Here is an 18,679-nt window from a genome sequence, read left to right as displayed (position 1 = left end):
CTATCGCCATGGAAAAAGAATTACGCTTCGCCGTTCGCGAAGGCGGCCGTACCGTTGGTGCTGGTGTTGTGACTGAAGTGGTAGAGTAAAAAGATTTGTGAAACTTGGCGTGTTTATCACGCGCAGTTTTTCACGTTAACGTAAGACCCTTGAGGCGAAATTATGTCAGTATCATATGAGAAAAAACAAAGAGTCAGAATAAGAATGAAGGCATTCGACCACAGATTGCTCGACCAATCTACACACGAAATTGTGGGAACGGTTCAAAGAACTGGCGGCAGAGTTGCGGGTCCAATTCCTCTTCCAACTCAAATTTCGAAATACAGTGTTTTGCGTAGTCCGCATGTTGATAAAAAATCGCAAGAACAGTTTGAAGTGCGTGTTCATAAAAGATTGTTAGATATTATTGAGCCAACTCAACAAACCGTTGATGCTCTCATGAAACTTGAATTGTCACCAGGTGTGGCAGTTGAAATTAAGATGACATAAAAGAACTAGGGTGAGTCTATGTTAGGATTACGAGGAAAAAAACGAGGAATGTCACAAGTGTTCGGCCCTGATGGAGAAATGATTCCAGTAACAGTGGTTGAAGTAAATCCATGTGTGATTATTCAAAAGAAAACAAAAGCACGTGATGGTTACGATGCCCTTCAATTAGCTTCTGAAGAAGTAGATGAGAAATGCTTGAACAAACCGCAATTGGGTTTCTTCAAAAAGGCTAAATCAAAGGCATACAAAAATCTCACTGAGTTCAGATCTGAAGGCTATGAAGGTGTAGACGAACTTCAGCTTGGACAAGCTTTGAACGTAGAAGCTTTTTCTGTTGGTGAAAAAGTTCACGTATGCGGAACAACTAAAGGCCGCGGCTTTCAAGGTGTTGTGAAAAGATACGGACACGCTGGTGGTCCAGGATCTCACGGTTCAACTTTCCACAGAGCTCCTGGTTCGCTTGGTCAATGTTCTTCTCCATCGCGAGTGTTCAAAAATACAAAACTTCCAGGTCACATGGGTTGTGATCGCGTGATGATTAAAAATGTTGAAGTGGTTGCTATTCGTCCCGAAGACAATGTTGTTCTTCTCAAAGGTGCTGTTCCTGGCACAAGAGAAGGCATGTTAGAAATTTTTGTTCCTGACAGATCTTTTGCAACAAGAGAGACTGTAAAAGGAAAAACTCAAGAAGTGCCAGTTCAAGCGGAAGCGGAACAGCCTTCAACAGAAGCTTAAGCTTCAAGGAGTGAGCAGTGAAACAGACTGTGTTAGATAAAAATAAGAAAAAAGTGGGAGAGCTTGAACTTTCAGATGCTGTTTTTGCGTGCGAAGTAAACGTAGGACTCGTTTACGATCACGTAAAGCAATTGCGTGCAAGTGCAAGAGCTGGAAGTGCATCCACGATTAACCCTGCAAACATGCGTGGAACGGGTGCAAAAATGTACCGCCAAAAAGGTACAGGCCGAGCTCGTCACGGATCAGCAAAGAAAAATATCTTCGTCGGTGGAGGAGTAGTTCATGGTCCAACACCAAGATCTTACGCATACAAGATGCCGACAAAAGCAAAAAGAGCTTCGCTTAAATCTGCACTTACGATTAAGACTCAAGAAGAAAAAGTTCTTGTATTAGATGCTTTAAATTTTAAAGCGCCAAAAACAAAAGAAATGATTTCTCTTTTGAATGCACTTGGTGTAAAGAGCGCGCTCCTTGTTTTAGATGCTCCACAACGAGAGGTAGAATTGTCAGCTCGCAACGTGCCACATCTTAAAGTGGTTTATAGTAATGGGCTCAATTCGTATGATCTTCTTCGTTATGAGCATGTTGTGTTTACAAAAGCAGCTGTTGAAAAAGCGCAAGAGGTACTTCAATCATGAATATTTATAACGTAATAGATGGTGTAAGAATAACAGAAAAAGCTTTTCGCGATCAGGCGACAGGAATGAGTCGATACGTTTTCCGCGTAGATCCGAAAGCAAATAAATACGATATCAGAAATGCTGTTCAACAATTGTTCAACGTAACAGTAACCGATGTAAACACTATGCAAGTTGCAGGAAAACGCGCACGCATTGGTCGCAGCACGGGTGTAAAGTCTGATTGGAAAAAGGCAATTGTTACTTTAAAACAAGGTGACAAGATCGAAATTTTTGAGGGAGCATAGTCATGCCTACAATAAATTATAAACCAACTTCAGCCGGAAGAAGAGGAATGAGTGTTGAAGATTTTTCAGATCTTACGAAAAAGAGACCAGAAAAATCCCTCACAGTTTCTTTGAATAAAACTGGCGGACGAAATCATTTTGGACGCATCACCTCTCGTTTTAGAGGCGGTGGTCATAAGCGTCGTTACCGTATCATCGATTTCAAACGTGATAAATTCAATATTCCAGCAGAAGTAAAATCGCTTGAGTATGATCCAAACAGAACTTCACGTATTGCCCTTCTTCAATATGCTGACGGAGAAAAACGCTATATCTTGGCTCCCGAAGGTTTGAAAGTTGGTCAGGTTTTGCTTTCGTCTGAAGTAACAGAAGTTGTAGTTGGAAATGCAATGCTTCTTCGTAACATTCCAGTAGGTACCGAAATTCACAATGTTGAACTTCGCCCTCTTGGTGGTGCAAAAATTGTTCGCTCTGCAGGTGCTGTTGCTCAGCTTGTTGCTCGCGATGGAACGTATGCTCAGCTAAAACTTCCTTCAGGTGAAGTACGCATGGTTCATGTTGATTGCAGAGCCACTGTTGGAAAAATTGGAAATGCAGAACACAATAACGTAACCCTTGGAAAAGCAGGCCGCACAAGACATTTAGGAAAGCGACCACATAACCGAGGTACGACGATGAACCCAGTTGACCATCCACATGGTGGTGGTGAGGGAAGAACTGCTGGTGGACGTCATCCAGTAACACCTTGGGGTAAGTGCACTAAGGGAATGAAAACAAGAAACAATAAGCGTACGAACAGACTTATTATTAAACGTCGCAGCAAGTAAGGAATGGAATAATCATGGCAAGATCGCTTAAAAAAGGTCCTTTTGTAGATGAGCACTTGGTAAAAAAAGTTCAAGTGGCTCAAGATACAAGAAGTCGTCAGGTCATCAAAACCTGGTCAAGAAGATCAACAGTACTTCCTGAAATGGTAGGAGTGACCATTGCAGTACATAACGGAAGAAAATTTGTTCCGCTTTATGTGACAGAGCAAATGGTTGGCCACAAACTTGGTGAGTTTGCTCCAACACGTACTTTTAGATCTCACTCTGGTGATAAAAAGACTAAAGTGGGAGGTAAATAATGTCAGTAAAAGCAAGTATAAAATCGGTACGCATGTCTCCTCGTAAAGTGAGAGCGGTATGTGATGAAATTAGAGGCCAAAAAGCTAACTGGGCGCTCAACTTTCTAAAGCATTCACAAAGACGAGCAGCTAAGCCTCTTGTTAAATTGCTTGGCTCAGCTTTGGCAAATGCAGATCAAAAGGGCGGATTAGACTTGGACAACCTCGTTATTAGTCACCTCACTTGTGATCAAGGACCCACAATGAAACGCTGGATGCCACGCGCAAGAGGGATGGCAACACCAGTACTAAAAAGAACTTCGCAACTTAATATTGTTTTGGCCGAGAAGTAATAAACGTAAAGGTATAGGATACTATGGGACAAAAGACACATCCAAAAGGCTTTAGATTAGGAATTATTAGAACTTGGGATTCTCGCTGGTTTGAAAGCGGAAGACGTTATGCAGAACTTGTACACCAAGATGAGTACATTCGAAAAACGCTTAAAGGAAAACTCAAACACACTGGGATTTCTCGTATCGAAATTGAACGACCTGCTGGACGTGTTACGATCAACATCTTCACTTCAAGACCCGGTCTTGTTATTGGGAAAAAAGGTGCAGGAATTGATTCTCTTCGTGATGATTTACAAAAGAAAACTTCAGATGAAGTAAGTGTAAATATTCGCGAAGTGAGAAAAGCAGAAATTGATGCTCAGCTTGTGGCTGAGAATGTTGCAAATCAACTTGAACGTCGCGTTGCTTTTAGAAGAGCGATGAAAAAATCGGTTGAGTCTGCACTTAAAATGGGAGCTGAAGGAATTAAAATCCAATGCTCAGGAAGACTTGGTGGAGCTGAGCTTGCGCGGACTGAATGGTACCGCGAAGGAAGAGTTCCTCTTCATACACTTCGTGCCGATGTAGATTATGGTTTTGCAGAAGCAATGACCACATACGGAAAAATCGGAGTGAAAACTTGGATTTACCGAGGCGAAATTTTGGATGTTCAGTAGGATTAATGGAGAAGGCTCATGTTATTAGAACCAAAAAAAGTTAAATATCGTAAACAGCAAAAAGGAAGAATTCGTGGTACGGCGACTCGTGGCTGCAATCTTTCTTACGGCGACTATGGCTTGCAAGCCATAAGTTTTGGACGAGTTACTGCTCGCCAAATCGAAGCTGCGCGTATTGCCATCAACCGTGTTGCAAAGCGCGGTGGAAAAGTCTGGATTCGTATTTTTCCAGATCGCCCGGTTTCTAAAAAACCAGCTGAAGTGAGAATGGGAAAAGGAAAAGGATCTCCCGAGTACTGGGCAGCTTATGTTCGCAAAGGAAAAATGCTGTATGAGATTAAAGGTGTAACACCAGAAGATGCAATTGAAGCTCTGAGAAGAGCTGGACATAAAATTTCGCTCAAAACTAAAATTGTGAAACGTGAGGAATACCGTGAAGCCCGTTGATCTAACTAAAAAATCGCTCAAAGACCTTGAAAAAACTGAAACTGAGTTACGCAAAAAGTACTTTGAATTAAAAATGAAACATAAAACTGGACAGTTGAAAGAAACTGCCGAGCTCAAAAAAGTGCGCAGAAACATTGCTCGCACTTTAACTGAAGCGTCGGTGAAGCAAGCAGCTTCATCTTCTAAGAAGGAAGCGTAAGCCATGAATGAAAGAAAAACGAAAATCGGAACCGTTGTTTCCAATAAAATGCAAAAAAGTGTTTCAGTTGAAATTGAACGCTTAACTTTGGATACAAGATTTAAAAAATATATTCGCCGCAAAAAGAAATTTCTTGCTCATGATGAAAATGGCGAATGTAAGATTGGTGACAAAGTTGAAATTAGAGAATCACGTCCACTTTCAAAATTGAAAAGATGGAGAGTAATTAAAATTGTAGAGAAAGCCCCAATTGTTTAATGGGTTAAGGAGTTTATTATGATTCAACAGGAATCAGTATTACAAGTAGCAGACAATTCAGGAGCTAAGCGTGTATTGTGCATTAAAGTGCTTGGCGGTTCAAGACGTCGATATGCATCTGTTGGTGACATCATTGTAGTTGCAGTAAAAGATGCTTTGCCAAGAGCGAAGGTGAAAAAAGGTGATGTGAAAAAAGCAGTTGTGGTGAGAACCAAAAAAGCTATTCGCAGACCAGATGGATCTTCAATTCGTTTTGATGAAAACTCTGCAGTGTTAATTAACGATCAAGGTGAGCCAGTTGGAACTCGTATTTTTGGACCAGTTGCTCGTGAACTTCGTGGGAAGCGTTTTATGAGAGTTATCTCTCTCGCGCCAGAAGTGCTTTAAGGAGAATTGCCGTGAATATTCGCAAGAATGACAATGTGATGATTATTACAGGAAGAGATAAGGGCAAGACAGGAAAAGTGCTCTCTCTTGATACTGCAACTGGACGAGTGATTGTTCAAGGATTGAATATGGTAAAACGCCATATGAAACCAACGCAATCAAATCCAAAAGGTGGCATTGTACAAAAAGAAGCTTCAGTTAATATCTCAAACGTAATGTACTACGACGAAAAAGAAGCTAAGCCAACTCGCATCGGATACAAACTTGCTAAAGATGGTAAAAAAGTTCGTTTCTCAAAGCGATCAGGCGCTCTCATTGATAAGTAAGGAAAATGGTATAGCTATGGCAACCGAAAAGAAAACAAAAGCAAAGCAAGCATCATCTGAGAAAAAGGGTTTTTCTCCAGAGTTCGTTTCTTTCCAAAAATTCTACAAAGAGACTTGTAGAAAAGGAATGAAAGAGAAGTTTGGATACAAAAATGAGATGGAAGTTCCGATGGTCACAAAGGTAACCATCAATACCTGTCTTCGTGATGCTATCAGTGACTTCAAAGTCCTAGAAGCTGCAGCTTCAGAGCTTGCGACTATTACCGGGCAGAAGCCAGTATTTACGCAGGCAAAAAAATCAATTTCAAACTTCAAACTTCGTGAAGGAATGAAAATTGGATCTTGTGTAACGCTTCGTGGTGTTCGCATGTATGAATTTTTGAATCGCCTTTTCAACATGGCGCTTCCTCGTGTAAGAGATTTTAAAGGTGTTTCCAAAAAATCTTTTGATGGACGTGGAAACTACACGCTTGGCATCACCGAACAAACTATTTTTCCAGAAATCAATTATGACAAAGTGCAAAAAATTAATGGAATGAACGTTACTATTGTAACCTCAGCAAAAACTGATGACGAAGGCAGAGAACTTCTTCGTCTTATGGGAATGCCTTTTAGAAATTAAGCTTATTACAGTGTAGTTGGAGAAGAACATGGCAAAAAAATCGATGATAGCAAAAGCAAAAAGAAAGCAGGCCTTTAAGGTTCGCGAATATAATAGATGTCCACGTTGTGGAAGATCGCGCGCATACATGAACCGCTTTGACATGTGCCGTCTTTGCTTCCGACAAATGGCATTAGATGGAATGTTGCCAGGCGTTACAAAATCAAGCTGGTAAAAAATATAACCAAAGTATTGAGGAAATAACAATGAGTATGAACGACCCAATAGCAGATATGCTAACAAGACTACGAAACGCTTCGCAAGCAAGACATCCTGAAGTGAACATTCCTTATTCAGGATTCAAAAATGCGTTGGCGCAAGTGTTGAAAAAAAATGGATTCATTGCTGATGCATCTGTAACTGGCGATGGAATTGAAAAAAGAATTTGCCTTCAGTTGAAGTACACAACAGATCGCAAACCTGTTTTTCTTGAAGTAGACAGAATAAGTAAAGGTGGCAGAAAAGTTTACTGGTCGCACGCAGACATTAAACCTATGCGCCAAGGTTCTGGTATGGCCATCCTCACCACTCCTAAAGGTGTTATGAGTGGTGAAGAAGCTCGCCAAGCTGGTGTTGGTGGCGAAGTTGTTTGTACTATTTGGTAAGTTTATTTTTAGCATCGAACACATTCTTTTGAACAAAAGATTGTTTGTCGAATGAGGACTCTGAGGAAATTATGTCTCGAATTGGAAAAAGAGGAATGAAGCTCCCAACAGGAACGAACGTTACCCTAAAAGGTCACGAGGTCACTGTTAAAGGTGCAAAAGCAACATTAACCCACGATTTTTCTAAACAAAAGCTTGTTGCTATTTCTCAAGCTGATGGTGAAGTAAAAGTTGAGCGAGTTGATGATTCAAGAGAAGCAAGAAGAGAACAAGGTCTTGTTCGAGCTCTTATCAACAATATGATTGTTGGTGTGAGCGAAGGCTTCAAAAAGACACTTGAAATTGTTGGAGTTGGATACAGAGCCGATGTGAAAGGAAAGAGCCTCACGCTCAACCTTGGTTTTTCTCATCCCGTTGATTATCCTATCCCAGCTGGAATTTCGATTTCTGTTGATAAACAAACTACCATCCACATTGATGGTGCTGATAAAACACTCGTTGGAGAGACGGCTTCAAAAATTATTCGATACAGAGCCCCTGAACCGTACAAAGGAAAAGGCATTAAGTATGCCGGTCAAGTTATCAGAAGAAAAGCAGGTAAATCTGCTGCGGGTTCTAAGGGAGGATAAACATGAAATTATCACGTACGCAATCGCGTCATAAACGCAAACTAAGAATACGCAAGAAAGTAAATGGAACGCCAGCGCGCCCAAGGCTTTCAGTGTATAAAAGTCTTAAAAACATTAGCGCTCAGCTCATTGATGATACAACAGGGACTACCTTGGTATCAGTCGCTACGGCTGAGAAAGAGCTCAATACTTTGAAAGAAAAAGCTTCCTGTGTGGGAGCGAAAAAAGTGGGAGAACTTCTTGCCGAAAGAGCAAAAACAAAAGGCATTGAAACAATTGTCTTCGATCGCAGTGGTTATAGATACCATGGCAGAGTAAAAGCGCTTGCAGAAGCTGCAAGAGAGAAAGGTTTGAGGTTTTAATCATGGCAGAAAGAGAACAAGTTCAGGCGAGTGATTATATTGAGCGCATCGTTCACATTAGCCGTGTTTGTAAAGTAGTAAAGGGTGGTAAGCGTTTTAGCTTTTCAGCACTAGTTGTTGTTGGTGATGGAAAAGGAAAAGTGGGTACTGGTCTTGGCAAAGCACGCGAAGTTCCTGCGGCGATCAAAAAAGCAACTGATCGCGCTCGCCAAAAAATGATTCAGGTTCCCATTCAAAACCAAACCATTCCGCACGAAATTTTGGGAAAATATGGCGCTGGAAAAGTAATGTTGAAACCAGCTTCTCTTGGTACTGGAGTAATTGCAGGTGGTCCAGTAAGAGCTGTGATTGAAGCGGTTGGCATTCACAACATTCTTACAAAATCACTTGGCACAAGTAACCCTCACAACGTAGTGAAGGCGACCTTCCAGGGACTTTGCAAATTAAGATCAGTTGAAGAAACTGCAAAACTCAGAGGTGCTTAATGGCAAAGCAAATAAAAGTAAAATTGGTGAAAAGTGTGATTGGTTGTCCAAAACCTCAACGAGATACTGTGAGAGGTTTGGGGCTTGCTAGAGTTGGAAATGAGCGAGTGCTTCTCGATACTCCAGCAATTAGAGGAATGGTAAAAGCTATTCCACACTTAGTAAAAATAATTGAAGCTTAAGATAAAGTTTCACGGAGTAATGATATGAAATTAAATGAACTTCCCAGACCAGAAAACAGACAGAAACCTGTCCGAAAAAGAAGAGGCCGCGGTAATGCCTCTGGTGTAGGTGGAACCTCAGGGAGAGGCCACAAAGGGCAAAAAGCTCGTTCAGGTGGTTACCACAAAGTTGGTTTTGAAGGTGGACAGATGCCTTTGCAGCGTCGTCTTCCCAAAGTTGGCTTTACCAACATTTTTAGAAAAGAGTTTGCTATTGTGAACCTCGATCAGCTTTCTGTGTTTGAAGCTGGTGAAGAAGTAAGCATCGAAACCCTTTTGCACAAAAGAATTTTAAAGAAGCCACTTGCCGGCCTCAAAGTTTTGGGAAATGGCGAAGTAAAAAAAGCCCTTACCATAAAAGCTGCTAAAATTTCTGCAACAGCGCAGAAAAAAATTGAAGCAGCAGGCGGAAAAGTGGAGGTTCTTGGTGTCTAGTGGAGTGATGAATATCGCCAAGATGCCAGAACTGTTAAAGCGAATTGTATTTACGGTTTTAGCTTTAGCGTTGTACAGAGTTGGAATTTTTGTTCCAACACCAGGCGTAAGTATAGATGCATTGCAAAACATTCTTGCTTCTGGAACGATCTTTGACATTTTCAACATGTTTTCAGGCGGAGCTTTAAATCAGTTCTCTGTTTTTGCGCTTGGGATTATGCCTTATATCAGTGCGTCTATTATTCTTCAGCTGCTTGCCGTTTCGGTTCCAGCTGTACAACGTCTTCAAAAAGAGGGCGATGCAGGCCGAAAAAAAATCACACAGTACACAAGATACGGAACTGTGGTTTTAGCGCTCGTTCAAGGTCTTGGCATTAGTCTTGGTATCATCCAACAAGGCGCAACATTGCCGGGGGTAACCACCTTTAGCTTTTGTCTTACCACGATGCTTACGCTTACTGCTGGAACTTCTTTTTTAATGTGGTTGGGTGAGATGATTACAGAGCGTGGCATTGGCAATGGTATTTCCCTCATCATTTTTGCCGGAATTGTAACCGGCATTCCTGGTGGACTTCGGGATGCGTGGGGATTGAAGTCTCAGTTTGGTGACTTCTTTGGTTTTGTGCTTTTGATTGCCTTTATTCTTTTGGTTATTGGAACCATTATCTTTTTTGAACGCGCCCAACGGCGGATTACGGTTCAATATGCAAAAAGAGTAGTGGGAAATAAAATGTACGGCGGCCAGGCATCACATCTGCCGCTCAAGATCAATATGGCGGGTGTTATTCCTCCCATTTTTGCTTCTTCTATCATTATGTTCCCAGCGACTATTGCGCAATTTGTGCAAGCTGGACCTTTGCAAGACATCATGGGCTTTCTGCAAACAGGCTGGATTCGAAGTGGCGTCTACATGACCATGATTATTTTCTTTGCCTATTTTTATACAGCTGTAAGCTTTAACCCTACAGATGTTGCAGAAAACCTAAAGAAATATGGCGGATTTATTCCAGGTATTCGACCAGGGAAAAATACAGCAGACTACATAGATAGCATTTTGACACGCATTACTTTGGGAGGAGCGCTCTATTTGGCTGCGATTTGTGTTTTGCCTGAGCTCCTTATTCAGAACTTTGGAATTCCACAATCTCTTGCTTATACCTTTGGGGGAACTTCGTTGATGATTGTTGTGGGGGTTGCTATGGACACGTTGGCTCAAGTTGAGTCACACCTCCTCTCAAGACATTACGAAGGTTTTCTCGGTGCGAAGACTGGGGGAAAATTCCGTGGTCGGAGAGGCTGATAAAAGAAAATGGGAAAAGGTCCTGTGCGTATGTTTTTCCTTGGAGCCCCTGGAAGTGGAAAAGGAACCCAAGGAAGACTTTTAAGTGAGTACTTTAGTATTGTGCATCTCTCGACAGGAGATATCCTTCGCAGAGAAGTTGCAAAAAAATCTGAACTTGGGAAAAAAGTAAGTTCAGTGATGTCCGAGGGAAAACTTGTTGATGATGAGTTGATGAATCACATCATCATCGAGAGGCTGAAAGAGGAAGATTGTTCAAGAGGTTATATCTTGGATGGTTATCCAAGAACGGCTTCACAAGCAAGAGCTCTGGATGCGTTGCTCAAAGAGCAAGGCCAAAAATTATTGCTGGCATTGTATTTAAATGTTCCAGATGAAGAAATTATAAAACGCCTTTCTTGTCGTAAACAAGAAGAAGGTCGTTCAGATGACGGTGAAGATACAGTTCACTTTAGAATTGATCTCTACAAGTCGGCAACTCAGCCTTTGATGGGATTTTACCGCGAACAAGGCTTGATGCACGAAGTATGTGGCTTGGGTGGTATTAATGAAGTTTTTTCTCGCATTTTAAAGTGTGTAGAAAGTTTACGGGAAGTTTGGTGAGATATGATTGTTTTAAAATCTCCCGCTGAGATTGAAAAAATGAGAGTGAGCAACAGAATTGTTGCTGAAGTTCTTTTAAAACTTGATGAACTCATTGTCCCTGGTGTTACCACAGCAGAGCTTGATCGCATTGCAGAGGAAGAAATTCTGAAACGCGGAGCAAAGCCAGCCTTTAAGGGATACATGGGATACAAACACACTCTTTGCACCTCACGTAATGAAGAAGTGGTGCATGGCATTCCATCAGATGTGGAATTGCGAGAGGGTGATATTGTTGGCATTGACTGCGGTGTGGTGAAGAACGATTTCTACGGAGATCATGCAAAAACATTTGCAGTGGGAAAAATAAGTGAGGAAGCAAGTCGTCTGCTTCGGGTTACGGAAGAAGCTTTGATGGCAGGCATTGAACAAGCTCTTTCTCACAACCGGCTGTATGATATTTCTGCAGCAGTGCAACAACATGCAGAAGCGGCTGGTTATACTATTGTTCGTGATTATGTTGGGCATGGTATTGGAAGAAAGCTTCATGAAGATCCGCAGCTTCCAAATTTTGGAAAAGCGGGAACGGGAATACCACTTAGGCCAGGTTTGGTATTGGCGATAGAGCCCATGATTAATCAGGGCGGTTGTGAAACGGAAGTCCTGGAAGATGATTGGACTGTGGTGACAAAGGACCGAAAACTTTCGGCCCATTTTGAGCACAGTGTTGCAATCACCGAAAATGGCCCCGATATTTTGAGCAAATTATAGGAAGCAACTTTTTTAAGCTGCAACCGATCTAAGGAGCCTTAGATAATTTTGGAGAATTATGGCAAAAGAAGAAGGTATATCAGTTGAAGGTAAGGTTTTGGAAACTCTTCCCAATGCTATGTTTAAAGTAGAGTTAGAAAATGGGCATCAAATATTGGCCCATGTTTCAGGAAAAATGAGAATGCACTACATTCGTATTTTACCTGGCGACAGTGTTGCCGTGGAACTTTCGCCATATGATTTAACACGAGGAAGAATAACATACAGAGCAAAATAACGGTTTTTGTCTTTCGAGAACATATTTTGAAAAACAAAAATCTGAGACGGAGTTATTATGAAAGTACGATCATCAGTAAAGAAAATTTGCGATAAATGTAAAGTCATCAAAAGAAAAGGTGTTGTTCGCGTGATTTGTGAAAATCCAAAACACAAACAACGTCAGGGATAAAACTGTGTATTGCTCTTTGGCTATGATGAGCCAAAGGGAGGAAGATAACTGGAGGAAAAATGGCTCGTATTGCCGGTATAGACATTCCAAGTAACAAGCGTATTGTGATTGCGCTTACCTATATTTGTGGGATTGGAAAAGTAACATCAGAACGCATTTTGAAAGCTGCGGGAATTAGTGAATCACTCCGCGCTCATGAACTCGACGATACGCAAATTGCAAAAATTCGTGACATCATCGAGTCTCAAGAGATTATGGTTGAGGGTGATTTGAGACGCCGCGTTCAAGCGAACATAAAAAGGCTCAAAGACCTTGGCACTTACCGTGGTATGCGCCACATTCGTAAACTTCCTGCACGTGGTCAACGTACCAAAACAAATGCTCGTATTGCAAAAGCGAGAAAACGTGTTCCAGTAGCAGGAAAACGAAAAGCACCAGGACCTAAATAAATAATTGAGAGAAAGATCTCATTCGAAACTATGCATTAAACATTGCATATGTGGAGGTATAAATGGCTGCAGATGTGAAAAAAAGTACCCCTAAAAAAGGGAAAAAAAGAGTTAAAAAGAATATCCCTGTAGGGAAGGTGTATATCAATTCTACCTTCAACAACACGAGTATTACGGTAACAGATCCAAAAGGAAATGTCCTAAGCTGGTCAACCGCAGGTGGCTGTGGTTTTAAAGGCTCAAGAAAAAACACTCCTTTTGCAGCTCAGCTTGCAGCTGAAGATGCTGTGCGCAAAGCGGTTGACCAATGTGGGCTTCGCTCTGCAGCAGTGATTGTAAAAGGCCCAGGAGCTGGTCGTGAATCAGCTGTTCGTGTTTTGCAACGAACTGGAGTGAAAGTAATGTCTATCACTGACAAAACTCCAATTCCACACAATGGATGCAGACCACCAAAACGAAGAAGAGTATAAAACTTCCACTGCGTTATTTGTTGCTCGTCGTTTGTGAATACAAAGCACGGAAGACGAAAGAGAAGTAACGAAAGATGAAATACTAAGAACGAGGTAATTATGGCAGTAAGTTTAGATTCAAGTTGCAAAAAATGTAGACGTCAGGGCATGAAACTTTTCCTTAAAGGCGACCGCTGTATGAGTGAGAAGTGTGCTTTTGAACGAAGAGCGTACGCGCCAGGTCAACATGGACAGCGCCGCAGAAAACTTTCAGATTACGCTTTGCAGCTTCGTGAAAAACAACGCGTGAAGCAAACCTACGGAGTTATCGAAGGCCAGTTTAGAAAATACTACACCATGGCTGACGGTATGAAGGGCATTACGGGTGAAAACTTGTTGCTTCTTCTCGAGCGCCGTCTCGATAACGTGGTCTATCGCATGGGATTTGCAAACTCGCGCAGACAAGCACGTCAACTTGTAAGACACAGTCACTTTTTGGTGAATGGAAAAAAAGTAAACATTCCATCTTACCTTGTTTCAGAAGGTGATGCGATATCAGTTGTCGAATCAAGTCAGAAAAAACCAGTTTTGGTAGAATCTCTTGAAGCAAACGAAAAAAGAGTGATGCCAGAGTGGGTTGTTGTAGATAAAACCAAAATGACAGGAACATTTAGCCGCTACCCAGGAAGAGCAGAGTTGGGCGATCAGTTCCAAGAGCATTTGGTAGTGGAACTCTATTCAAAATAGTTTCTTCATCGTGTGGCTGTGTGAGCTTTGCTTTTTTCAAAGCTTATCAGTTGCACGTGAAGTGATTTATACAAAGACCGTGTCGAGGAAGCCTCTTACAAAGAGGAGTGGTGACACAACCAGGAGGAAATATGCATCGCAATTGGAGAAGAATGATTCGTCCGAAAAATGTAGAGTTGGAAACAAGTGCAACAGCAGCAAACTACGGAAAATTTGTAGCGCGTCCATTAGAGCGTGGTTTTGGAATTACCATCGGAAATTCCCTCAGAAGAGTGTTACTTTCATCTCTTCAAGGTGCGGCCGTAACTTCAGTTCGATTTGATAAAGTTGAACACGAATTTTCAACCTTAGAAGGTATTGCTGAAGATATTACTGATATCGTTTTGAACTTTAAACAACTTCGTTTGAATTTACACGAAGGTGACAGTGCGGTTGTAAGAGTTGATGCAAAAGGTCCACTCAAACTTACTGCTGGTGATTTGCAACTTCCACCATCAATTACCGTTTTGAATCCTGATCTTCACATTGCAACACTTGCAGAAGGTGCGCATCTTAAAGGTGAACTCACGGTAAGAACAGGTAAAGGCTACGTTCCAGCTGAAAGAAACAAACGCGAAACAGATCCACTTGGAACCATTCCTCTTGATGCTATTTTTTCTCCTATCGTTCGTTGCAACTATCACGTTACGAATGCTCGCGTGGGGCAAAGAACTGACTATGACAAGCTTACGCTGGAAGTATGGACAGATGGCTCTCTTACGCCAGATGAAGCAGTTGCGTACTCTGCAAAAATTTTGAAAGAGCAGCTCCAATTGTTCATCAACTTTGATGAAGTTGACGAGCCAACCGAAGACGAACGTTACAGCGAAGATAAACCACAGCTTAACGAAAATTTATATCGCCGAGTTGATGAGCTAGAACTTTCAGTTCGTTCTGCCAATTGTTTACAAAATGCAAACATTCGCCACATTGGTGAATTGTGCCAAAAATCTGAAACTGAAATGCTAAAAACAAAAAACTTTGGAAGAAAATCACTGAACGAAATCAAAGAAATTTTGACTGAAATGGGACTTTCTCTTGGAATGAAAATTGATGGTTTCGATATTTCGGATGCAGATAAATTCAAACCAAAAGATGTTGAATAAAAAGTTTTCAACGGAGTTTTACGAGAAGTTTAGGAGTGGTATATGAGACATAGAAATTCGGGAAGAAAATTAGGAATGAAATCAGCACATCGCAAAGCGATGTTTGCGAATATGGTGAGCTCTCTCATAATGCACGATCGCATTGAAACAACGCTTCCAAAAGCAAAAGAATTGCGCTGTATTGCTGATAAACTGGTAACGCTCAGCAAAGAAGGTACTTTGCACGCGCGCAGAAGAGCTCTTGCTCTAATTCGTGACAAAGCTGCTGTGGAAAAAGCTTTTTCTACATTGGCAGAACGTTTTGCAACAAGACAAGGTGGATACACTCGCATTTATCGTCTTGGCTTTCGTCATGGTGACGCGGCTCCAATGGCATTGATTGAATATCTCAACGAAACGTCATTGTCTGCTCCAGCTCCAACGAAAGAAAAAGCGAAAAAATCTGCTGAAGCTTCAACAAAAGAAGCTGCTCCAAAAAAGAAAGCGACCAAAAAAGCGGCGCCAAAGAAAAAAGCTGCAGCTAAAAAAGCATAAGGTTTTCATTTTATGAAAACACGTCATTGGATTTTTTTGATCATAGCCGGCATTGCACTTTTTGCGATGTCGGCATTTTATTATGCATCGCGCCCAGGAAAGGGCGATATAGCGCCGGTTTTAGAGCTGCAGCCTTTGCATGCTTCAGAAGCAAAGCTTGAACATTTTCAAGGCAAAATTACACTTTTACATTTTTGGGCAACATGGTGTGGGCCTTGTCAGGGCGAAATTCCATCACTTGAAAAATTGTATCAAACTTTGCCGGCAGAACAGTTTCAACTTTTTGCTGTTTCTGAAGACACCGGCGAACATTTAAAAGAAAAAATTGAATGGTTTCAAAAACAAATTCCCTTTAGCTTTCCTGTCTTTGTTGATCCCCAGGGAAAAGCTGCTGATGCTTACGCCATTTTTGCATTGCCGGAAACAATTGTGATTGATAGAAGCGGGACCATTGTAAAACGTTTTGAAGGTGCACAAGATTGGAACGATGAAAAATTAGTGCAGTATCTTTTGGGGCTGTAGCTCAGTTGGTAGAGCGCTTGCATGGCATGCAAGAGGTCGTCGGTTCGACCCCGATCAGCTCCACAATTTTATTCCGGGAATTGATTTTGAATTGAAGAAAAATATTCTTCCCTTTGCGTCGCTCTGAAATTTCCGCTCAAGCGCCGCGAAAATTTCATCCAACATTTCGGCCTTCATCATTTTCATTTAAGCTGTCAGAGAGATGAAGGCCTCAAAAGTGCGCTCATGCAAAGGGAAGAATATTTTTCCTGAGTTGAAAAGCAATACCACTTCATCAACGCACAATCAGCGAACATCCTCCGCCGCTGCTTCCAGCTGCAGCTGGGTTATTGCCAGCGCCAGCATTGTTGTTGCCGCCTGCAGCGCCGCCATTTGCTCCACCGGCAGCTCCATTATTAACGGCATTTGCACCGGCGTTGTCGGCCGGAGCGACTGCATTATTGTTTCCAGCATCAGCAGCTCCTGCTGCTTCACATGCGATGTCATTGTTTTCAGGACAATCATCAAGATCATTTTTTATTCCATCACCGTCTTTATCGTCATCACATGCATCACCAATTAAGTCGCCATCAAGATCAGCCTGGTCTGCGTTTGCAAGTGCAGGGCAGTTGTCGTCTTCATCTCCAAAGCCGTCGCCGTCAGCATCTTGAAATTTACACACCGATGGGGAACCATTGCACTCAAAAGAACTTTCTCTTAAACAGACACTGCTGCAACCATCGCCATTAGCGGTGTTGCCGTCATCACATTGTTCGCCATCTTGAAGGAGAGCATTTGCGCATCCCATTTCTCGTGCTCCAACATCGCAGCCATTTCCAATTGGGCGCGGTGTTCCAAGTTGGTCTGAAAGAAGTACGTTGTTTTCATCTCTTAAGCATTGCTCCACAGGAATAGCGTCGATAGCATGGCTGTTATCTGCAAGTGGAAAGCTTTTGCTGCCGACATCATAATCAAGAAGTCCTGGATTTAAAAACTGATCGCCAGCTTGGGCGTTTTGTTGTTCAATACATCCAGCAGCTGGGAAAAAGTTGTAGCCAGTAGAAATAATATCCCCAGCACATGAACCATTTATGATGTTTCCCATTAGAGTAAATTGATGTGCAGTGTCGTTTAAAGGTGTAGCAATTTCATTTGCTAAACCAAAGTTCGGAACAGTGAAGCGGTTTGCAGAAAATGTGGAATATTTAATGACTGCCGTTCCTTCTCCAAGATAAATTGCTCCAACGAGAGGACCCTCATTTTTGGTAAAGGTGCTATTCAGAATTTCAATATTTCCTGTCGAAGAGATGGCGCCGGATAAATTTCCACTTACGTTGCTGACGAAGCTTGAATTATAGACTGAAAGTGTATTTTCTCCAGAATCATTATAAATGGTTGAATTTGTTTGTCCTTGAAAATGACTTGAGTGAATTTCCATGGCTCCAGTATTGTGAATAGCACGGGCATTTTCTATGAAGTTTGAATGAGAAACTAAAAGCGTTCCCTCCGAAAGATTTGAAATTGCTCCACCTCTAGCTGCAGAGTTTGTGGAAAAACTTACATTCTCAAGATTTGCAGTACCATTATTCAAAAGTGCACCACCATCTTCGTTCGCCGCAGTATTTCCGCTAAAGCTAACGGTGTTAAGCGAGAGGGTGCCGATATTATTGATGGCACCACCGCCATGCACAGTAAAACCAAGTGGGCCGCCTTCCACAGCTTTGTTTCCTTGGAACGAAGAAGAATGCAACGTGAGTGTGCCTTGATTAAAAATAGCTCCGCCACCAACCATGGTTTCAGAATTTACGAAACGAAGATTTGTTCCGCTCAGATTTCCTTCATTCCAAATGCATCCAAAGGTTGAAAACTTTGCATCATGAAAAGCAAGGTTTTCGAGAGCAACATCTCTCCCTTGTTGAATATGAAAAAAGTAACCATTAGCATTTGCATTGAGAAGTGTAGCGGGAGCTCCCTGTTCATCAAGAGTTCCGCGAATAATAAGGCTTCTATGGATGAAGATGTCATGATCGGCAATGCCATTGAGGAAAAGATTGTGCGTACCAGCAGGAACTAAAATGAGATCCTTTTCAAATCCTATCCCCGCTTCACATTCGCCTTCAACAGGAGTGACATCTCCAAGATAGCTATGGTTTTTTTCATTCGACGCTTCAATGGCTTCGCGAAGTGTACACTTTCCATCGTTTGCAATAACATCTTCTTGTGCGGCATCTGCGGGATTAGGCGCAGTTACGTGAATGGTTGCTGCATTCGCTGGAAGTGAAAAGCTTGCAAATGCAATTGCCAGAAGGCTGAGCAGGATTAATTTTGAGTAGAATTTACAGTTCATATTTCCCCATCTCTATATAAAGTTTTTTGAGCTTCGGTTTACAAGGAGCAAATAATATACCAAAGGAGTCTCTGAAAAACGCTTTAAAATCAACGGCTTGGAGGTCGGTTTTTTGGAGATTAAAG

34 protein-coding genes and 1 tRNA gene are annotated in these 18,679 nt (G+C 41.8%); 34 read left to right on the top strand and 1 reads right to left on the bottom strand.

From position 1 onward, the window contains the following. The 34 genes from COV43_08250 to COV43_08085 form a co-directional block, all read left to right on the top strand. Positions 1-89, top strand: an 89-nt coding sequence (locus COV43_08250) for an elongation factor Tu (GenBank protein ID PIR24897.1), incomplete at its 5' end; no start/stop codon positions are given. 73 nt (positions 90-162) lie between these two features. Then, positions 163-489: a 30S ribosomal protein S10 gene (locus COV43_08245; protein PIR24895.1), complete on the top strand. Its 327-nt coding sequence runs from the start codon at positions 163-165 to the stop codon at positions 487-489. Between the two features lie 18 nt (positions 490-507). Continuing rightward, positions 508-1,224, top strand: a complete 717-nt coding sequence (locus COV43_08240; protein PIR24894.1) for a 50S ribosomal protein L3 — start codon at positions 508-510, stop codon at positions 1,222-1,224. Between the two features lie 17 nt (positions 1,225-1,241). Next, complete coding sequence (locus COV43_08235; GenBank protein PIR24893.1) at positions 1,242-1,862, top strand: 50S ribosomal protein L4; 621 nt, start codon at positions 1,242-1,244, stop codon at positions 1,860-1,862. Continuing rightward, positions 1,859-2,149, top strand: coding sequence for a 50S ribosomal protein L23 (locus COV43_08230; GenBank protein ID PIR24892.1), 291 nt, complete (start codon positions 1,859-1,861; stop codon positions 2,147-2,149). The genes COV43_08235 and COV43_08230 overlap by 4 nt, the downstream gene beginning before the upstream one ends. Before the next feature lie 2 nt (positions 2,150-2,151). Continuing rightward, on the top strand, positions 2,152-2,976 hold the full coding sequence (locus COV43_08225; GenBank protein ID PIR24891.1) for a 50S ribosomal protein L2: 825 nt from the start codon (positions 2,152-2,154) through the stop codon (positions 2,974-2,976). Between the two features lie 14 nt (positions 2,977-2,990). Next, a complete protein-coding gene (locus COV43_08220; protein PIR24890.1) occupies positions 2,991-3,275 on the top strand; it encodes a 30S ribosomal protein S19 in 285 nt (94 codons plus the stop codon). Next, complete coding sequence (locus COV43_08215) at positions 3,275-3,607, top strand: 50S ribosomal protein L22 (GenBank protein PIR24889.1); 333 nt, start codon at positions 3,275-3,277, stop codon at positions 3,605-3,607. The genes COV43_08220 and COV43_08215 overlap by 1 nt, the downstream gene beginning before the upstream one ends. A gap of 23 nt (positions 3,608-3,630) precedes the next feature. Further along, entirely contained in the window at positions 3,631-4,266 is a 636-nt protein-coding gene (locus COV43_08210) for a 30S ribosomal protein S3 (GenBank protein ID PIR24888.1), read from the top strand. 18 nt (positions 4,267-4,284) lie between these two features. Then, the gene (locus COV43_08205; GenBank protein PIR24887.1) at positions 4,285-4,713 is read left to right on the top strand and encodes a 50S ribosomal protein L16; all 429 of its coding nucleotides are present in this window, start codon (positions 4,285-4,287) and stop codon (positions 4,711-4,713) included. Continuing rightward, complete coding sequence (locus tag COV43_08200) at positions 4,700-4,912, top strand: 50S ribosomal protein L29 (GenBank protein PIR24886.1); 213 nt, start codon at positions 4,700-4,702, stop codon at positions 4,910-4,912. Before COV43_08205 ends, COV43_08200 begins: the two co-directional genes overlap by 14 nt. A 3-nt stretch (positions 4,913-4,915) precedes the next feature. Further along, positions 4,916-5,170 (top strand): 30S ribosomal protein S17, encoded by a 255-nt coding sequence (locus COV43_08195; protein ID PIR24885.1) that lies wholly within the window; start codon positions 4,916-4,918, stop codon positions 5,168-5,170. Positions 5,171-5,188: 18 nt separating this feature from the next. Then, complete coding sequence (locus tag COV43_08190) at positions 5,189-5,557, top strand: 50S ribosomal protein L14 (GenBank protein PIR24884.1); 369 nt, start codon at positions 5,189-5,191, stop codon at positions 5,555-5,557. A gap of 5 nt (positions 5,558-5,562) precedes the next feature. After that, a complete protein-coding gene (locus COV43_08185) occupies positions 5,563-5,883 on the top strand; it encodes a 50S ribosomal protein L24 (GenBank protein ID PIR24883.1) in 321 nt (106 codons plus the stop codon). A gap of 16 nt (positions 5,884-5,899) precedes the next feature. Next, positions 5,900-6,505 (top strand): 50S ribosomal protein L5, encoded by a 606-nt coding sequence (locus COV43_08180; GenBank protein PIR24882.1) that lies wholly within the window; start codon positions 5,900-5,902, stop codon positions 6,503-6,505. A gap of 28 nt (positions 6,506-6,533) precedes the next feature. Next, the gene (locus COV43_08175; GenBank protein PIR24881.1) at positions 6,534-6,719 is read left to right on the top strand and encodes a type Z 30S ribosomal protein S14; all 186 of its coding nucleotides are present in this window, start codon (positions 6,534-6,536) and stop codon (positions 6,717-6,719) included. 31 nt (positions 6,720-6,750) lie between these two features. Then, entirely contained in the window at positions 6,751-7,149 is a 399-nt protein-coding gene (locus COV43_08170; GenBank protein PIR24880.1) for a 30S ribosomal protein S8, read from the top strand. Positions 7,150-7,220: 71 nt separating this feature from the next. Continuing rightward, positions 7,221-7,778 (top strand): 50S ribosomal protein L6, encoded by a 558-nt coding sequence (locus COV43_08165; protein PIR24879.1) that lies wholly within the window; start codon positions 7,221-7,223, stop codon positions 7,776-7,778. A 2-nt stretch (positions 7,779-7,780) separates the two neighbouring features. Further along, positions 7,781-8,140, top strand: a complete 360-nt coding sequence (locus COV43_08160) for a 50S ribosomal protein L18 (protein PIR24878.1) — start codon at positions 7,781-7,783, stop codon at positions 8,138-8,140. 2 nt (positions 8,141-8,142) lie between these two features. Continuing rightward, positions 8,143-8,625 (top strand): 30S ribosomal protein S5, encoded by a 483-nt coding sequence (locus COV43_08155; GenBank protein PIR24877.1) that lies wholly within the window; start codon positions 8,143-8,145, stop codon positions 8,623-8,625. Then, positions 8,625-8,807: a 50S ribosomal protein L30 gene (locus tag COV43_08150; GenBank protein PIR24876.1), complete on the top strand. Its 183-nt coding sequence runs from the start codon at positions 8,625-8,627 to the stop codon at positions 8,805-8,807. Before COV43_08155 ends, COV43_08150 begins: the two co-directional genes overlap by 1 nt. A 24-nt stretch (positions 8,808-8,831) precedes the next feature. Next, a complete protein-coding gene (locus COV43_08145; GenBank protein PIR24875.1) occupies positions 8,832-9,281 on the top strand; it encodes a 50S ribosomal protein L15 in 450 nt (149 codons plus the stop codon). A 7-nt stretch (positions 9,282-9,288) separates the two neighbouring features. Next, positions 9,289-10,581: a preprotein translocase subunit SecY gene (locus tag COV43_08140; GenBank protein ID PIR24874.1), complete on the top strand. Its 1,293-nt coding sequence runs from the start codon at positions 9,289-9,291 to the stop codon at positions 10,579-10,581. A gap of 9 nt (positions 10,582-10,590) precedes the next feature. Beyond that, positions 10,591-11,184, top strand: a complete 594-nt coding sequence (locus tag COV43_08135; protein ID PIR24873.1) for an adenylate kinase — start codon at positions 10,591-10,593, stop codon at positions 11,182-11,184. A 3-nt stretch (positions 11,185-11,187) separates the two neighbouring features. Then, the gene (gene map / locus COV43_08130; GenBank protein PIR24872.1) at positions 11,188-11,934 is read left to right on the top strand and encodes a type I methionyl aminopeptidase; all 747 of its coding nucleotides are present in this window, start codon (positions 11,188-11,190) and stop codon (positions 11,932-11,934) included. Between the two features lie 58 nt (positions 11,935-11,992). Next, positions 11,993-12,211, top strand: a complete 219-nt coding sequence (locus COV43_08125) for a translation initiation factor IF-1 (protein PIR24871.1) — start codon at positions 11,993-11,995, stop codon at positions 12,209-12,211. Between the two features lie 57 nt (positions 12,212-12,268). Continuing rightward, positions 12,269-12,382 (top strand): 50S ribosomal protein L36, encoded by a 114-nt coding sequence (locus COV43_08120; GenBank protein ID PIR24870.1) that lies wholly within the window; start codon positions 12,269-12,271, stop codon positions 12,380-12,382. A 59-nt stretch (positions 12,383-12,441) separates the two neighbouring features. After that, a complete protein-coding gene (locus COV43_08115; GenBank protein PIR24869.1) occupies positions 12,442-12,831 on the top strand; it encodes a 30S ribosomal protein S13 in 390 nt (129 codons plus the stop codon). A 62-nt stretch (positions 12,832-12,893) separates the two neighbouring features. Next, positions 12,894-13,301, top strand: a complete 408-nt coding sequence (locus COV43_08110) for a 30S ribosomal protein S11 (protein ID PIR24868.1) — start codon at positions 12,894-12,896, stop codon at positions 13,299-13,301. Positions 13,302-13,400: 99 nt separating this feature from the next. After that, positions 13,401-14,027 carry a 30S ribosomal protein S4 gene (locus COV43_08105; GenBank protein PIR24867.1) on the top strand — a complete coding sequence of 209 codons (627 nt, stop codon included), beginning with the start codon at positions 13,401-13,403 and terminating at the stop codon, positions 14,025-14,027. A 131-nt stretch (positions 14,028-14,158) separates the two neighbouring features. Further along, a complete protein-coding gene (locus COV43_08100) occupies positions 14,159-15,172 on the top strand; it encodes a DNA-directed RNA polymerase subunit alpha (protein PIR24866.1) in 1,014 nt (337 codons plus the stop codon). A gap of 42 nt (positions 15,173-15,214) precedes the next feature. Further along, the gene (locus tag COV43_08095) at positions 15,215-15,706 is read left to right on the top strand and encodes a 50S ribosomal protein L17 (protein PIR24865.1); all 492 of its coding nucleotides are present in this window, start codon (positions 15,215-15,217) and stop codon (positions 15,704-15,706) included. 12 nt (positions 15,707-15,718) lie between these two features. Continuing rightward, on the top strand, positions 15,719-16,228 hold the full coding sequence (locus tag COV43_08090) for a thioredoxin (GenBank protein ID PIR24864.1): 510 nt from the start codon (positions 15,719-15,721) through the stop codon (positions 16,226-16,228). Continuing rightward, a tRNA-Ala gene (locus COV43_08085) sits at positions 16,219-16,294 on the top strand. The genes COV43_08090 and COV43_08085 overlap by 10 nt, the downstream gene beginning before the upstream one ends. Positions 16,295-16,502: 208 nt before the next feature. Here COV43_08085 and COV43_08080 read toward each other — a convergent pair. Then, positions 16,503-18,554 (bottom strand): hypothetical protein, encoded by a 2,052-nt coding sequence (locus COV43_08080; protein PIR24863.1) that lies wholly within the window; start codon positions 18,552-18,554, stop codon positions 16,503-16,505. Positions 18,555-18,679: the final 125 nt, after the last annotated feature.

The organism is Deltaproteobacteria bacterium CG11_big_fil_rev_8_21_14_0_20_42_23 (assembly GCA_002796345.1).
In the GTDB taxonomy this organism is placed as follows: Bacteria; UBA10199; UBA10199; order 2-02-FULL-44-16; family 2-02-FULL-44-16; genus 1-14-0-20-42-23.
The sequence above is the reverse complement of the archived record's forward strand: the minus strand, read 5'-3'. Positions and strand labels throughout refer to the sequence as shown.

Coding starts and splice junctions, on each gene's coding strand:
- COV43_08140 (PIR24874.1), top strand. CDS start 9,289: ATGAATATCGCCAAGATGCCAGAACTGTTAAAGCGAATTGTATTTACG.
- COV43_08095 (PIR24865.1), top strand. CDS start 15,215: ATGAGACATAGAAATTCGGGAAGAAAATTAGGAATGAAATCAGCACAT.
- COV43_08220 (PIR24890.1), top strand. CDS start 2,991: ATGGCAAGATCGCTTAAAAAAGGTCCTTTTGTAGATGAGCACTTGGTA.
- COV43_08180 (PIR24882.1), top strand. CDS start 5,900: ATGGCAACCGAAAAGAAAACAAAAGCAAAGCAAGCATCATCTGAGAAA.
- COV43_08105 (PIR24867.1), top strand. CDS start 13,401: ATGGCAGTAAGTTTAGATTCAAGTTGCAAAAAATGTAGACGTCAGGGC.
- COV43_08230 (PIR24892.1), top strand. CDS start 1,859: ATGAATATTTATAACGTAATAGATGGTGTAAGAATAACAGAAAAAGCT.
- map (PIR24872.1), top strand. CDS start 11,188: ATGATTGTTTTAAAATCTCCCGCTGAGATTGAAAAAATGAGAGTGAGC.
- COV43_08175 (PIR24881.1), top strand. CDS start 6,534: ATGGCAAAAAAATCGATGATAGCAAAAGCAAAAAGAAAGCAGGCCTTT.
- COV43_08080 (PIR24863.1), bottom strand. CDS start 18,554: ATGAACTGTAAATTCTACTCAAAATTAATCCTGCTCAGCCTTCTGGCA.
- COV43_08165 (PIR24879.1), top strand. CDS start 7,221: ATGTCTCGAATTGGAAAAAGAGGAATGAAGCTCCCAACAGGAACGAAC.
- COV43_08115 (PIR24869.1), top strand. CDS start 12,442: ATGGCTCGTATTGCCGGTATAGACATTCCAAGTAACAAGCGTATTGTG.
- COV43_08125 (PIR24871.1), top strand. CDS start 11,993: ATGGCAAAAGAAGAAGGTATATCAGTTGAAGGTAAGGTTTTGGAAACT.
- COV43_08120 (PIR24870.1), top strand. CDS start 12,269: ATGAAAGTACGATCATCAGTAAAGAAAATTTGCGATAAATGTAAAGTC.
- COV43_08110 (PIR24868.1), top strand. CDS start 12,894: ATGGCTGCAGATGTGAAAAAAAGTACCCCTAAAAAAGGGAAAAAAAGA.
- COV43_08170 (PIR24880.1), top strand. CDS start 6,751: ATGAGTATGAACGACCCAATAGCAGATATGCTAACAAGACTACGAAAC.
- COV43_08150 (PIR24876.1), top strand. CDS start 8,625: ATGGCAAAGCAAATAAAAGTAAAATTGGTGAAAAGTGTGATTGGTTGT.
- COV43_08145 (PIR24875.1), top strand. CDS start 8,832: ATGAAATTAAATGAACTTCCCAGACCAGAAAACAGACAGAAACCTGTC.
- COV43_08240 (PIR24894.1), top strand. CDS start 508: ATGTTAGGATTACGAGGAAAAAAACGAGGAATGTCACAAGTGTTCGGC.
- COV43_08135 (PIR24873.1), top strand. CDS start 10,591: ATGGGAAAAGGTCCTGTGCGTATGTTTTTCCTTGGAGCCCCTGGAAGT.
- COV43_08245 (PIR24895.1), top strand. CDS start 163: ATGTCAGTATCATATGAGAAAAAACAAAGAGTCAGAATAAGAATGAAG.
- COV43_08090 (PIR24864.1), top strand. CDS start 15,719: ATGAAAACACGTCATTGGATTTTTTTGATCATAGCCGGCATTGCACTT.
- COV43_08155 (PIR24877.1), top strand. CDS start 8,143: ATGGCAGAAAGAGAACAAGTTCAGGCGAGTGATTATATTGAGCGCATC.
- COV43_08190 (PIR24884.1), top strand. CDS start 5,189: ATGATTCAACAGGAATCAGTATTACAAGTAGCAGACAATTCAGGAGCT.
- COV43_08225 (PIR24891.1), top strand. CDS start 2,152: ATGCCTACAATAAATTATAAACCAACTTCAGCCGGAAGAAGAGGAATG.
- COV43_08205 (PIR24887.1), top strand. CDS start 4,285: ATGTTATTAGAACCAAAAAAAGTTAAATATCGTAAACAGCAAAAAGGA.
- COV43_08100 (PIR24866.1), top strand. CDS start 14,159: ATGCATCGCAATTGGAGAAGAATGATTCGTCCGAAAAATGTAGAGTTG.
- COV43_08210 (PIR24888.1), top strand. CDS start 3,631: ATGGGACAAAAGACACATCCAAAAGGCTTTAGATTAGGAATTATTAGA.
- COV43_08160 (PIR24878.1), top strand. CDS start 7,781: ATGAAATTATCACGTACGCAATCGCGTCATAAACGCAAACTAAGAATA.
- COV43_08195 (PIR24885.1), top strand. CDS start 4,916: ATGAATGAAAGAAAAACGAAAATCGGAACCGTTGTTTCCAATAAAATG.
- COV43_08215 (PIR24889.1), top strand. CDS start 3,275: ATGTCAGTAAAAGCAAGTATAAAATCGGTACGCATGTCTCCTCGTAAA.